18 protein-coding genes are annotated in these 13,950 nt (G+C 34.3%); 9 read left to right on the plus strand and 9 right to left on the minus strand.

All coding sequences use genetic code 11. The features are described 5' to 3' along the window. The 6 genes from H964_RS08930 to H964_RS08955 form a co-directional block, all read left to right on the plus strand. A partial coding sequence (locus H964_RS08930) for a hypothetical protein (protein ID WP_039766817.1) occupies positions 1-222 on the plus strand: 222 nt, incomplete at its 5' end. Continuing rightward, positions 203-967, plus strand: coding sequence for a dihydroorotate dehydrogenase electron transfer subunit (locus H964_RS08935; RefSeq protein WP_039766818.1), 765 nt, complete (start codon positions 203-205; stop codon positions 965-967). The genes H964_RS08930 and H964_RS08935, both read left to right, overlap by 20 nt. Beyond that, complete coding sequence (locus H964_RS08940) at positions 968-1,867, plus strand: dihydroorotate dehydrogenase (protein WP_039766819.1); 900 nt, start codon at positions 968-970, stop codon at positions 1,865-1,867. Between the two features lie 12 nt (positions 1,868-1,879). Continuing rightward, a complete protein-coding gene (locus H964_RS08945; protein ID WP_039766821.1) occupies positions 1,880-2,602 on the plus strand; it encodes a histidine phosphatase family protein in 723 nt (240 codons plus the stop codon). Further along, complete coding sequence (pyrE, locus tag H964_RS08950; RefSeq protein ID WP_039766822.1) at positions 2,595-3,170, plus strand: orotate phosphoribosyltransferase; 576 nt, start codon at positions 2,595-2,597, stop codon at positions 3,168-3,170. The genes H964_RS08945 and pyrE overlap by 8 nt, the downstream gene beginning before the upstream one ends. A gap of 236 nt (positions 3,171-3,406) precedes the next feature. Then, a complete protein-coding gene (locus tag H964_RS08955; RefSeq protein WP_039766823.1) occupies positions 3,407-3,805 on the plus strand; it encodes a zinc ribbon domain-containing protein in 399 nt (132 codons plus the stop codon). Between the two features lie 120 nt (positions 3,806-3,925). Here the strand turns inward: H964_RS08955 and H964_RS08960 are convergent, their stop codons facing one another. The 5 genes from H964_RS08960 to H964_RS08980 form a co-directional block, all read right to left on the minus strand. After that, positions 3,926-4,630 (minus strand): ABC transporter ATP-binding protein, encoded by a 705-nt coding sequence (locus H964_RS08960; RefSeq protein ID WP_039766824.1) that lies wholly within the window; start codon positions 4,628-4,630, stop codon positions 3,926-3,928. Continuing rightward, entirely contained in the window at positions 4,623-5,393 is a 771-nt protein-coding gene (locus tag H964_RS08965) for an ABC transporter ATP-binding protein (protein WP_039766826.1), read from the minus strand. The genes H964_RS08960 and H964_RS08965 overlap by 8 nt, the downstream gene beginning before the upstream one ends. 1 nt (position 5,394) lies before the next feature. Then, positions 5,395-6,330: a branched-chain amino acid ABC transporter permease gene (locus H964_RS08970; RefSeq protein ID WP_039766828.1), complete on the minus strand. Its 936-nt coding sequence runs from the start codon at positions 6,328-6,330 to the stop codon at positions 5,395-5,397. A 6-nt stretch (positions 6,331-6,336) separates the two neighbouring features. Next, positions 6,337-7,221 carry a branched-chain amino acid ABC transporter permease gene (locus tag H964_RS08975; RefSeq protein WP_039766831.1) on the minus strand — a complete coding sequence of 295 codons (885 nt, stop codon included), beginning with the start codon at positions 7,219-7,221 and terminating at the stop codon, positions 6,337-6,339. 99 nt (positions 7,222-7,320) lie between these two features. Continuing rightward, a complete protein-coding gene (locus H964_RS08980) occupies positions 7,321-8,433 on the minus strand; it encodes an ABC transporter substrate-binding protein (RefSeq protein WP_442855730.1) in 1,113 nt (370 codons plus the stop codon). A gap of 252 nt (positions 8,434-8,685) precedes the next feature. Here H964_RS08980 and H964_RS08985 point away from each other — a divergent pair, with 252 nt between their 5' ends. Together H964_RS08985 and H964_RS08990 are read left to right on the plus strand one after the other, a co-directional pair. Further along, the gene (locus H964_RS08985; protein WP_039766849.1) at positions 8,686-9,231 is read left to right on the plus strand and encodes a pyruvate kinase alpha/beta domain-containing protein; all 546 of its coding nucleotides are present in this window, start codon (positions 8,686-8,688) and stop codon (positions 9,229-9,231) included. 129 nt (positions 9,232-9,360) lie between these two features. After that, on the plus strand, positions 9,361-10,347 hold the full coding sequence (locus H964_RS08990; protein WP_039766836.1) for a tyrosine recombinase XerC: 987 nt from the start codon (positions 9,361-9,363) through the stop codon (positions 10,345-10,347). Positions 10,348-10,357: 10 nt separating this feature from the next. Here H964_RS08990 and H964_RS08995 read toward each other — a convergent pair whose 3' ends face one another. From H964_RS08995 to H964_RS09010, 4 genes are all read right to left on the minus strand, one after another. Continuing rightward, positions 10,358-10,837: a LysM peptidoglycan-binding domain-containing protein gene (locus H964_RS08995; RefSeq protein WP_237738259.1), complete on the minus strand. Its 480-nt coding sequence runs from the start codon at positions 10,835-10,837 to the stop codon at positions 10,358-10,360. Between the two features lie 538 nt (positions 10,838-11,375). Then, positions 11,376-11,657 carry a hypothetical protein gene (locus tag H964_RS09000; protein WP_039766839.1) on the minus strand — a complete coding sequence of 94 codons (282 nt, stop codon included), beginning with the start codon at positions 11,655-11,657 and terminating at the stop codon, positions 11,376-11,378. A 78-nt stretch (positions 11,658-11,735) separates the two neighbouring features. Continuing rightward, positions 11,736-12,167 (minus strand): amidase domain-containing protein, encoded by a 432-nt coding sequence (locus H964_RS13100; protein ID WP_039766842.1) that lies wholly within the window; start codon positions 12,165-12,167, stop codon positions 11,736-11,738. After that, positions 12,164-12,382, minus strand: a complete 219-nt coding sequence (locus H964_RS09010; RefSeq protein ID WP_039766846.1) for a hypothetical protein — start codon at positions 12,380-12,382, stop codon at positions 12,164-12,166. The genes H964_RS13100 and H964_RS09010 overlap by 4 nt, the downstream gene beginning before the upstream one ends. A 697-nt stretch (positions 12,383-13,079) precedes the next feature. Here H964_RS09010 and H964_RS09015 point away from each other — a divergent pair. Next, positions 13,080-13,950, plus strand: an 871-nt coding sequence (locus H964_RS09015; RefSeq protein ID WP_237738260.1) for a type I restriction enzyme HsdR N-terminal domain-containing protein, incomplete at its 3' end; no start/stop codon positions are given.

The following is a 13,950-nucleotide window of genomic DNA, read 5'->3' on the forward strand; positions in this document are numbered from 1 at the left end:
AGTGGTAGAATAAACATAGTCATGAATACCCCGACAAAGGGAAGACAGCCTCAAAGAGATGGGTTTTTAATCAGAAGGTTTGCAGTTGAAAACAAAGTTCCAATTTTCACATCTGTTGACACGGCAAAGGCTGCTGTTGAGATAATTGAGTTTATAAAACAAAAGAAAGAACTTGACATTTTCAATATAGGAGAGATTGATAATGAAGCTATTAGACGTTGAGATAGCTGAAAATAAAATGATTGCAAATAGTATATATCTTCTTTCTTTTGAGTCAGAGTACTTAGCAAATACATTCAAACCAGGAAATTTTGTAAATATCCTTGTTGAGAAAGATTCAATATATCCACTATTAAGACGTCCTTTTAGCATTTCATTTGTAAAAGAAAATAATGTGTTCATTGGATACAAAGTAGTAGGAAGAGGTACTCAAATTCTCTCTCAAAAGAAAAAGGGTGATATGATAAACGTGTTTGGTCCTCTTGGAAATTCATTTTTGATTGACAGGTTTGATGGCAAAGTAGCAGTGGTGGGAGGAGGTGTGGGGATTTTCCCTCTTCTTTCTCTATGCCTCGAACTAAAAAAGGCTGGAAATGAAATAGATGTTTTTCTTGGATTTAGAAGCAAAAGTGATTTGTTCTTTGTAGAGGAATTTAAAAAAGTCTCTGACAATCTCTTCATATCAACAGATGATGGTAGCATAGGTTATAAAGGGAATACTGTTGAAGTTTTTAAAACAAAAATTGAAGAAGAAAATTACAAAGTAGCATTTTCATGTGGACCAAAACCCATGTTAAGATTTCTTAAGTCTTTAAACTTGCCATTTAAATGCTATGTGTCTCTGGAAGAGAAAATGGCATGTGGAATTGGTGCATGTCTTTGTTGTAGTATTAAAGGAAAAGATGGCAATATGCTACATGTGTGTTCGGATGGTCCTGTTTTTGATATAATGGAGGTAGAAATATAAATGTTAGAAATCGAAATAAGCGGTGTAAAGCTCAAGAATCCTATAATTGCTGCCTCAGGGACATTTGGGTTTGGTCGTGAATTTTCAAAACTTATTGACTTAAACCTATTTGGAGGAATTTCGACAAAAGGAATAACTCTCAAAAAACGTGCTGGAAATCCTCAGCCAAGACTGTGTGAGGTCTATGGCGGAATAATAAATTCAGTTGGGCTTGAGAATCCGGGAGTCGAAGCATTTGTAAACGATGAGGTTCCTTTTTTAAAAAAGTTTGATACAAAGATAATTGCTAACATTAACGGTTTTAACAAAGAAGAGTTTACAGAACTTGCAAAGATAGTAAGCCCACTTGTAGACATGATAGAAGTAAACCTTTCGTGTCCCAATGTAAAAGAAGGTGGTATGGTATTTGGAAAAGATCCCAATAAAGTCTATGAAATAACAAAAGAAGTAAAGAAAGTATCTGTATGCCCTGTAATAGTAAAACTTACACCAAACGTTACAGATATTACAGAGCTTGCTAAAGCAGCAGAGAAAGCAGGAGCAGATGCAATTTCGCTTATAAACACCGTCTCTGCTATGGCAATTGACATTGAAACAAGAAAACCTCTTATTAAGATGGTAACAGGTGGGCTTTCTGGCCCTGCAATAAAACCAATTGCTATAAGAATGGTGTATGAGTGTTTCCAAAAAGTCAAAATACCCATCATTGGAATGGGCGGAATCATGAATTATAAGGATGCAATAGAGTTCTTTTTAGCTGGTGCTACTGCCATTCAGATTGGCACAGTGAATTTTGTAAATCCCAATGCAGTCTTAGAAATAAGGGAAGGAATTGAAAACTATTTAAAAGCTCACGGGTTTGAATCAGTTAAAGACTTAGTTGGCAATATTATTATTTGAGGTGACCCAAAAATGTCAAAGACTGTTATTTATCTTATACGTCATGCAGAGGCTGAAGGAAATTTCATCAGGAGGTTTCATGGCATAACAGATTCAAATGTGACTGAAAAAGGGAAGCTCCAGGCTCAAAGGCTTGCTGAGCGTCTGAAAAGTGTCCACTTTGATGCCATATATTCAAGTCCTCTCAAAAGGGCACTTTATACTGCTCAGCAGATAGCAAAGGGAAGAGATATTGAGATAATAATAAGAAATGACTTGGTTGAGATAAACGGAGGAGATTGGGAAGACAGGTGCTGGGATGAGCTTCCTATTTTGTACCCAAAAGAGTATGAACTGTGGGAAAAAAGACCGCATGAGCACTGTATGCCAAATGGAGAAAGCATGTACGAACTTTATCTTCGCGCTGTTTCTGCTTTTGAAGATATTGTAAAGACAAATGCCGGGAAATGTGTTTGTATAGTTACACATGGAACATTGATTCGTGCACTTTTGACATACATAAAGGGATATGAGTTTGAAAGGCTAAACGAAATTTTGTGGCAGGATAACACTGCAATAAATATAATTGAATACAAGGATAACAGATATAACCTGCTTGTAGAAGGTGACTGGTCACACTTGGGTGAAGAGCTTTCTACTATTGCCTATCAAGACTGGTGGCAACAGTTTTTGAAAGAGAGAGGATTTTACGATAGCAATATCAATATAGTCGAAAGGAGAGAAAGATATGAATGAATCAGCTTATTTTCAGATGTTCAAAGACACAAATGCACTTTTAGAGGGTCACTTTTTGTTGACATCAGGGAAACATAGCTCAAAATATTTGCAGTGTGCAAAGATTTTGCAATATCCAAACCTTGCAGAGACAATTTGCAAAGACCTTGCAAAAAACTTTGCAGGACAAGAAATTGATGTTGTAATTGGGCCAGCGATAGGAGCGATTACTTTGTCATATGAGCTTGCAAGACAGCTAAATTGCCGTTCTGTATTTGCAGAAAGAGAAGATGGAATAATGAAACTTCGTCGAGGCTTTAAGATTGAAGAGGGTGAAAAAGTATTAGTTGTAGAAGATGTCATTACAACAGGTGGCTCTGTGAAAGAAATAATAGAAATAGTCAAGGAAAACGGAGGAGAAATTGTTGGAGTTGCAGGAATTGTTGACAGAAGTGGCGGTAAGGTGGATTTAGGATATCCTTTAAAGACACTTCTGACTCTTGAAATTGAAACTTACGAGCCAGATGACTGCCCTCTTTGCAGGGAAGGAATTCCTATTGTAAAGCCGGGGAGTAGAAAGATGAAATGAAAATAATGCCTTTAAATAGAAAATAAGGCAAGGTCGACCACAACCAAAGAGCCATAGGTTGGACTTATTTTTCTAAATTTGAGAAAATAAAAGTTTCAAAAGATATTTGAAATGTAAAACTCTAATTTGGGAAAATCATAAAAAATAAATAATAAAATTTGAAAATAAGATTGACAATTTGTAAATAAAATGATAGAATTTCCATAGTTAATATAGAGAAAATGGAGAAAACAAAATTGAAAATATGCCCTAAATGCAATGAATTGAATGGTGAAAATAGAACAGAATGTTGGAAATGTGGAGCAATTTTAGGGCCAGTAGACAAGTATAAAAAAATATGTCCAAGATGTGGTTTGATATATTCTCAGAGGTCTGAGATATGTGATAAATGTGGTGGAAGATTATCGGTTTATGATGGAAGTACTGATTATAAATTTTCGGGAACTGATAATAGTGGTTGTTGGTTATATATTGTCTCAATATTATTTCCTTTAATTGGTATAATTTTGGGTTGTATATACATCGCAAGAAGGGAAGATGACTTAGGAAAATCTTTAATTATAACAAGCGTAGTTGTGATGGTCATTTTAACTTTATTAAGTCTTTTATTTGTAAGTTGTGCATCTGCAATCTAATAGAGCAAGTAAATTGTATATACATAAAATAATATTAGAAAGAAACAGGGCTGACTTAGATTTTTTATTATTAAAAAAACCCTGTTTCTTTCTTTGTAATATTGTTTTTTATTTGTAAACTTATCCTCCCAGATACGCTTTTTTAACCTCAGGATTTGCTGCAATTTCTTTAGCCTCACCAGATAAGACAATTTTGCCTGTTTCAATTACGTACGCCCTATCTGCAATTGAAAGTGCCATGTGGGCGTTTTGCTCGATCAAAAGTATAGTTGTGCCTTGCGAATTTATTTCTTTTATTATTTTAAATATCTCAGTCACAAGTATAGGTGCCAAACCCATTGAAGGCTCATCAAGCAAAAGTAGCTTTGGCCTTGACATTAGTGCTCTTCCAATTGCAAGCATCTGCTGCTCTCCGCCAGAGAGGGTGCCAGCAAGCTGATTCTTTCTCTCATATAACCTTGGAAATCTCTCAAAGACCTTTTTCAAATCTTCTTTTATTCCTTGCCTGTCCTTTCTCAAGTACGCACCAAGCTCTAAATTTTCAAGAACAGTCATCTCTGGGAAGACGCGTCTTCCTTCTGGCACATGTGAAATACCAAGTTTTACAATTTCCATAGATGATTTTTTAGTTATATCAATATCTTCAAAATAAATTGAACCTGTACGAGGCCTAATAAGACCAGAGATTGTTTTGAGCAGGGTAGACTTCCCTGCACCATTTGCCCCAATTAATGTTACAATCTCTCCTTTTTTAACCTCCAGTGAAACAGAAAATAATGCTTGAATAGCCCCGTAAAATACATCAATTCCGTTTACTTTAAGCAAATTCTAAGTCCCCCTCTCCAAGGTATGCTTCAATTACGCGAGGGTTGTTTCTGACATCTTCAGGTGCGCCAACAGCAATTACTTCGCCATAGTCAAGCACGTATATCTTTTCGCATATATCCATTACAACAGACATATCATGTTCAATTAATAAAATTGTGAGGTCAAATTTGTCCTTTATGAATCTAATCAGGTTTTTCAGCTCCTGTGTTTCTTGAGGGTTCATCCCTGCTGCTGGCTCATCTAACAAAAGCAGTCTGGGTGATGTTGCAAGTGCACGGACAATCTCAAGTTTTCGCTGTTCACCATATGGTAAGTTTTTAGCAAGCTCATGCCTTTTATCATATAAATTGAATAACTTCAAAAGTTCTTCGGCCTTTTTGTGATTTTCCGCCTCTTCTTTTAGAAATCTTTTTGTCCTAAGGATTGCATCAAACAGGTTATAACCGACGTTTTTGTGAAAAGAGATTTTCACATTGTCAAGAACGCTCAGCTCTCTAAAAAGTCTTATATTTTGGAAAGTCCTTGAAATTCCCAAAGTAGATACCTGGTAAGTCCTTTTATAAGTTATATCATAGTTTGAAAATTCAACCTTGCCTGTGTTCGGATTATAAATACCTGATATAACATTGAACACAGTCGTTTTACCAGCACCATTAGGACCAATTAATCCTATTATTGAACCCTTTTCCACATCAATATTGACATTGTTCAGCGCTACAATTCCTCCAAAGTTGACTGTTACATTCTTTATTTTAAGCATCTTATCTATCACCACCAAGCATTGGAATAATTTTTGACAATTTAATCTCTTTTGTGCCCAAAAGACCCTGAGGTCTAAATAGCATAATGACAATTAAGATAAGCGAGTATAAAATCATTCTAACCTCAGGATAGTTTTGCAATAGGGCTGAAATTATAGTAAGTACAATAGCAGAAATTATTGAACCTGAAATACTACCAAGTCCACCCAGTACAACAATTACTAATATGTCTATGGACTTAAAGAAGTTGAACATATCTGGCTGGATAAAACCAAACGAGCCAGAATAAACAGAGCCTGCAACACCTGCAAAAAATGCTCCTATCATAAAAGCTAAAACCTTATATAAGGTTGTGTTTATTCCCATAGCTTCTGCTGCAATTTCATCTTCTCTTATAGCAATCATAGCCCTTCCAAATGATGAGTTTATGATATTTAAGATTACAACAACAGTGATTACTGTAATTATAAAATATCCTGTCCAGTCAATTCCCTGAGGAATGTCGCTAATACCACTTGCTCCACCTAAATAGTCAATGTTTTGGATAATAACTCTTATAATTTCACCAAATCCTAAAGTTGCTATTGCAAGATAGTCACCTCTTAGTCTCAAAACAGGAAGACCAATAAGAAGGCCACAAAGCATTGCTAAAAGTCCACCAATCAAAACTGTCAAGTAAAAGGGAAGAGGTTTTTCAAGGGTTGTCAACACTGCTGTTGTATATGCACCAATTGCCATAAAACCTGCATGGCCAAGTGAAAACTGTCCAGTTATTCCATTTATCAAGTTTAGACTCACACCCAAGATGATGTTGAGCATTATCAAGAACAAGTTAAGTTTTATATAATCATCAATTACCCCAATTTTCATCAAAACTGTAACGATTACATAAATAACAACCACAATTAGAAAGTAAACTAAAAACCTCTTTTTCATCCTTCTCTACACCTTCTCTTTTATATTTTTGCCAAGAAGTCCAGATGGTTTTAGAATCAAGATTAAAATCAATAGGGCAAATGCAACCGCGTCTTTGTACATAGAGCTACCGTACCCACTTACAAGCGTTTCAATAACACCAAGAGAAAAGCCACCAAGCATAGCTCCTGGAATTATACCTATTCCACCAAAGACTGCTGCAATAAAGGCTTTAAGTCCAGGCAAAACTCCCATCAGAGGGTTTATTGTGTTATAGTAAAGGCCAACCAAAACACCACCAGCTGCAGCCAGAGCAGAACCTATTGCAAAGGTATATGAAATTGTTGTATCAACGTTTATACCCATAAGCCTTGCTGCGTCCATGTCTTGGGATACAGCTCTCATTGCCTTACCTATCTTTGTGTTTTTGACAATGAAGTTGAGAAGTAACATGAGCAATACTGTGATTATCAGAAGATATATTTGCTTACTGTTTACTACAACTTTGCCATGGAAAAGGTGATAATTTTTTTCATTTACAAGTCTTGGAAAAACTCTTGAATCAGCCCCCATCAAGAGTTGCATTAGATTTTCTAAAAAAAGTGATACACCAATTGCTGTGATCAAGGCAGAAATCCTAGGTGAATTTCGTAAAGGTTTATAAGCGAACTTTTCAATTAACATTCCTAAAAGTGCACATAAAATCATTGAAACTATTAATGCTGGTAAAAGACCTAACTTTAAATATGTAACACATAAAAAAGCGATATAAGCACCTACCATGAATACATCGCCATGAGCAAAGTTAATAAGTTTAATTATTCCATAAACCATTGTATATCCAAGAGCAATCAGTGCATAGACACTTCCAAGTGTAATGCCGTTTATCAATTGCTGAATAAAAGTGGTCAACTTCCTATCACCTCTTTTTTGAAATAGAAATAAATAACATGACGGAAGGGGCGAAGATTGCCCCTTCCTCTTTTTAGTAGTTTATTTAGCCCTTAATTTTTATGGATTTAACTTTTGTTTGAACATCTGAACGCCATTTTTAAGCTCTATTATAACAGCAGACTTTTCAGCATTATGATTCTTGTTTATATTCACAATTCCCGTTACACCAACAAAGTTTTTAGTGTTTTCAATAGCAGTTTTTAATCTTTCTCTGTCTTTCGCAATGCTATCAAACTTTAGGTTTGCTCTTTTGAGGGCGTCAGCAATAAAGTATCCCAAATCGTACCCAAGCGCAGCAAAAGCATTTGGTTCAGTATTGTATTTTTTCTTAAATTTTTTTATAAACTCTTGAACCTTTGAATCTGTGTCCTGGGAAGAGTAGTGAGCAGAGAAGAATACGTTGTTAGCAAATTTTTTACCAGCCTTCTCAACAACCTTTGGATCATCAAAACCATCTCCACCCAGTATTGGCATATCCATGCCAAGTTCGCGTGCTTGTTTTATAATAAGCCCTGCTTCATCATAGTAAACAGGGGCAAATATTACATCAGGTTTTTTGTCTCTTATCTTTGTAAGGATACTGCTAAAATCTTGTTCACCCTTTCCAAATGCTTCCTCGGCTACTATTTTACCGCCACCTTTCGTGAATGTCTGTTTAAAGTTTTTAAAAAGTCCTTTGCTATAGTCAGATGAAGCATCATAGATTATCGCAGCTTTTTTTACTTTTAAAGTCTTCAGTGCAAAGTTAGCCATCACATTTCCTTGGAATGAATCGTTAAAACAAGTCCTAAAAACATAAGCTTTTGTCTTTCTGGTCCTCTCGTCAATTGTAACAGTATCGTCTGTGGCAGAAGGGGAGATAATCGGAACTTTGTACTTTGTTGCTGCAACTGCCGCTGATTTTGTCGCACCAGAGGTTGCAGGACCTAATATTGCCAGCACTTTTTCTCTCACAGCAAGCCTTGTTGCAACATTCTGGGCTTCTGTCTTGTCAGATTTGTTGTCAAGTATAACAAGCTCAATCTTTTTGCCGCCAACTCCACCTTTTTGGTTTATCTCGTCAATTGCAAGCTTTAACCCCTCAAGTTCTTTTTGTCCATACTGAGCAACTGCTTGCGAGAGCTCTAAATTCACACCTATTTTAATAGTTTTTGATGCAGCAAAGGACATGGAGAATATTAAAAGTACAAAAATTACTAAGGTACATGCAGTAACAAGCTTTTTCACAGAAACTTCACACTCCTCTACGTAAAATGTTTTTATAAAATTATAGCATAAAACATTTTTTTATTGAATACAAGTATTCAAATTGTATTTTTGTGATTGTGTAGACATGAGTTTATGAATGTTATAAAATTTGTGGTGAGGAAGTATTATAAACAAAAGCTTTTCGAAAAACTTTTTGAAAGGGAGGAAACAAAGGTGTATTTTGAATCAGCTGGACCACAAAATACTCAAAAAACAATTGAGCTTGCTGTAAAAACTGCACACGAAAGAGGAATAAACTATATTGTTGTTGCATCCTGTTCGGGAAAAACTGCAAAACTTTTGGAAAATTGTAGTAAAAATGTTGTTGTGGTCACTCATGTCAACGGCTTTGCAGAACCAGGAAAGATGGAGATAGATGAAAAGACAATTGAAGAGCTCAAGGCTAAAGGATTTAAAGTATACACAGGTACACATGTTTTATCTGGTGCGGAAAGAGGAATATCAAGAAAGTTTGGTGGAGTATATCCGGTTGAAATCATGGCACATACGCTCAGAATGCTGGGGCAAGGCGTAAAGGTCGCAGTGGAGATTTCTGTTATGGCTTTAGATGCAGGACTGATACCGTATGGTGAGGATGTCATTGCAATTGGTGGAACATCTGAAGGTGCAGATACTGCTGTGATTATAAGACCTTCACATGCGGCTTCTATATTTGAGACAAAGATTAAAGAAATAATTTGTAAACCTTATGAATTTTAAGAGGCCACATAGAGCTATCAAACAAGAAAAAGAAAAAGGTTGACGTGACATAAAGAAGAGAAGTATAATAGATTTAAGAAAATATAATTGCACAAAATAAAAATTTTGTGCAATGAAGGGAATGAGAAAATGGATTTTTCGGGTGTCCCACCTTTTGTAGTCGATTTTTTAAACTATATGATTACAATCAAAAACAAATCACCAAATACAATTAAAGAATATTACTATGACTTGAGAACTTTTCTAAGATATCTAAAAGCAAAAGATTTGAATATTTTAAGCCAAATCGAAAAGATCGAGGATCTTGAAAATATCGATGTGAGCAGCTTTGAAATTGAAAGGCTCAAAACCTTAACCCTTAGCAATCTATATGAATATTTTTCTTTCCTTGCAACACGCTTTAACAACGGTCCATATGCAAGGGCCCGAAAAGTTGCCTCAATTAGAAGCTTTTTTAAATACCTTTACAGCAAAGCCAAACTCATTCCTGATAACCCTGCAAAAGATTTAGAGTCGCCAAAACTTGGTAAAAGAAATCCAAGGTATCTTACACTTGAGGAAAGCAAAAAGCTACTTTCTGCAATTGACGGTGAAAATAAAGAAAGGGACTTTGCAATAATTACCCTTTTTCTAAACTGTGGTCTTAGACTTTCAGAGCTTGTAAATATAAACCTTTCAGATATAAAAGAAGATATGCTAAGGATTGTTGGTAAAGGAAATAAAGAAAGAATAATATATTTAAATAAAGCATGTAGAGAAGCTATCGAAAATTATTTAAAAGTTCGCCCTACAGAAGGTGTAAGGGACAAAGATGCCCTTTTCTTGAGTGAGAGAAAGAAAAGAATTAGCAGAAGAACTGTTCAATACATTGTTGAAAAGTATGTGAAAATGGCAGGTATAAATCAGAAAAGGATTTCTGCCCACAAGCTTCGTCACACGGCAGCAACACTTATGTATAGGCACGGCAAAGTTGATATAAGGTCTCTTCAGACTATCTTGGGTCATCAAAGTATCTCCACAACAGAGATTTATACTCATGTAAATGACGATGACATCAAAAAAGCCTTTGAAAAAAACCCCCTCTCAGGAGAAAACCAGGACGTGTTGGACTCCTAATAAGGGGGTTTTATTTTGTGCACAGAAGTCTGTATGTTTTTACATCTACAAGTTTTAACACTTGCCCAGGATACAAAATTGCATTTTCTAACTTATTTATCTTTCGCACAAAAGAGATATAATCGCGAATGTCTACGCTATCATCAACAAAATTCTTTGAAATTGTCCACAGCGAATCTCCCTCTTTTACCTTCACAAATATCCAATTTAGATTCTTTTCTTTGTCAATGCCCTTCCCTTCTCCAATTGAAATCATCAAGACTGTTATAACAAATACCATAAGAATAAGCAATGCAATGCTAAAGCGAAACTTATTTTTTATAACAACTTTTGTTCTCATAAAATATTCATTCTCTCCGATAAAATGTTCTATATAAAGAATATCAAACAAATGTTTATATGTCAAGAGATGAAGATATAATCTGTTTAGAAACTTTATGTTTTTCCCTGCAGATTTATCATGAGTATACGCAAAAACATTTGAATCCAATCTCCTTACTTACTCCAAAAAAATTTACTATTTGATCAAAAAAAGAGTTTGAATTTTATCACCTACAACATAGAAAAGTTAAGAAGATAATAATAGAGGGTTGGAGCAAAATTGCCAGCCAACCCTCTTGCTTTTTTACTCCATAGTTCGATATTAACATTTAATGCCATCAAATACTTGATTTCTGGTTATTAAAAATTAATGTTTCTGGACAGTACCTAAGGCTCTCCTAATAAAACCTGCTATATTTTTTCCTTAATTACAACTCTTAACAATAGTCTGTTGCATCAGTCCAAAATCTTAACCTTCATCTCAATAATCTTCTCATATTTCTTTCCGCCTTCTTCCCATATTATTTTTGCTTTATTGTATTTTGAAACTATCTCTTTTACCTTTTGCGGATTTCCTTCAGTTAAATAGTAATATCTTACTGGTACATAAAATATTCTGCCTTTTTTAGGTGGATTTAAATTAATTATAAAATCTCTGCCACCTTTTAATACGTATTTCTTTTCAAATTCCTTAGGAACTATTGGAATTATAATAAAACACTATTTTTGTATCGTGGTCCTGTATTGGCTGCATCAACATAATACTCAATTATCCTATGTTTTTTGTAATCAGGCTTTTTACCATTGTAATCATTATCTCCATAAAAAGGCTCTCTCTCGTTGGATGAAAAATAAATCTTTATTGTAGGGTCACTTATTTTTAAAGTTTTCACGGGATCATATAAAGTATATTTTACTATATAGTAGTAAGCCCCAACTCCTGCAAAAATGACTAACACTATAATCAAAATTGAAAGTAATTTTTTCATTTTTATAGCCACCATTCCTATCCTTGCATTTTTAATTAATATATTATGTGGATATATCTAAACTGGGCTTTCGGATATTTATCTTTTAGGTCTGAAATCTGAATCCCAGTATCCATTCCACCACTCGTCCACCATCGGTATGCCCCCGCCTTCTTTTAAACACTGTGATACAAAATTTGTACAATCAGCTGAAAACTTGTGATATGCTTTATTATAGTTGTATACATACGTGTATGCATAATTTACTGCTCCATCTCTGTTGTATGCACCACCCCCTCCACCAGGAAAAGGCGTTGTACTTTTTGTACCTATTGAACCATCTTTATCTTCTTGTTTATCCTTTGTTGTTTTTTTACCATATTTCAAACTATATTCATATGCATACTCATATATTTTTTCCCACTTTTCTGGATCCTGCTTCCTCAATTCTCCTGCAGGGTCTGCAAGCTCAATAAGTTTTTTCCAATACTCTTCACTCCCATATTTTGCTTTAATCTTGCTGTCTTTCAAAATTGTTTCAAATATTTCTTTGCCTTCCTATACTTTTTTACCTCTTCAAGATGAACCTTCATAATTTCATCCGCATAATTTTCTGCTTGTGTACCTAAATTTGTCGATACTTCATCCGCTCTTGAGCTTGGAATAACAAACAATATTGATGATAATAACATAGTAACTACAACAAGTAACATGTAAATTTTTCTAACATTGTTTTTATACTTCATTTTTATAAACCTCCTCTTATGGAAATTATTTAGTTTTTATAATACAACCTCTTTGCGCGCAAAAGAGGTTTTGCCATACTGCTTGCATATTGTCCAATATAGACTTTTTACAAAACTTCCTTATTACTTCATAATATTTATTTGTCTTACATAACAGTAATTTTCTTTACTCTTATACCTACTGTTAGTTTACTATCTTTACAATACCCTTTTGTTTATGTTTTATTAATGTTATATCTATATTTTCTTTTAAAACCTTTTTTTGTTTAACCTTTTTATTAAAAGCTTACTTTGCTTATCCAATTTTGTCAATCAATATTTTACCTTATTTTTCTTTATTTTTCTTTATTACTTGCTATTTTTTAAACTCAACCTTATATAGCTTTATTTCTTTTAATCTTTCTCTTATTTTCTGTAAAATTTATTGAAAAAGTGAATCTTTTTGTTTTGTACATCCATGATATAAACAGTCTGTTACATGAATTTTTAAGAATATAAACCTTCTTTCTATGCTCCGAAATTTACAATTAAAATAATTTAAAATTCCTCTCTTGTTGAAAAACGTTTTGGGTAGAATGACTTTTCCATTCCTACCTACTCATATTTCGCAATTACAATATCTAATATCTTCTCTTCTTCACCTGAAATCTTATTCGTACTGATAAGTTTTATGGGTGCTAAAATAAAATTGTCTCTGGTGTATAATAAAATCACAAGACCAGTAAAGAAAGGTTTGGAGTTCAAAGTGGTTTTTATCATTGGACTTAACAGCAATACCATCCCATACTCATCATGTGAAGACAATGAGGTTGCAAAGCTGCAAGAGACAACTGACAAAAAGCTCTTTTATGTTGGTATGACAAGAGCAAACGAAAGGCTGTATCTGTGCTGCTCAAGAAAACCATCAAAATTTTTGAGTGAGCTGAATACAAAACTTCTTCGAATTGATTCTAAATGCATTCTTCGCAGTTTTTACAAGCTAAGAATTGATGATTACAGATACATAAACAAAATCAGAGACATTTACTGCAAAGAAGAAGAGGTTCGCCAGTGGCTAATAAATGAACTCATTGAAACTTACAAATACCCTGAAGAGTTGATTGATGTTGAGTACAAGCTAAGTATATTTTCAAAACCTGCATTTGTGGATGTTGTTGTGTTTAGGTATGACCAAAATAAAGAAAAAGTACCATTTATAATTTTTGAGGTAAAGCCATATCTTTCTGGAATAAGTTATGGGGTTGAACAGCTTAAAAGCTATTTGAATGTAATTCCAAAATGCTCTTTTGGTGCTGTAACAGATGGAAACAGCATTTTAATATTTGATAGCAGATTTGAAAATGTTGATGATTTCCCACACTTTGATATAAGAATGCTTCCTTCTCAAGTTGAAGAGTATGAGATTGTGGATTTTAGACGTTCCAAAAGCTACAGGATTAGAAAACTGGTAGATACAAATCATATTGATATGGTTTATGACGGACATTCAATAGAAATAAAACCAGAAGATGTATTAAAGATTAACATGTACGAAAAGGTTGCAGCAGGAGCGCCTGTTGAAACCTCCG

Origin of the sequence: Caldicellulosiruptor sp. F32 (assembly GCF_000404025.1) — a bacterium.
Lineage (GTDB): Bacteria > Bacillota > Thermoanaerobacteria > Caldicellulosiruptorales > Caldicellulosiruptoraceae > Caldicellulosiruptor > Caldicellulosiruptor saccharolyticus.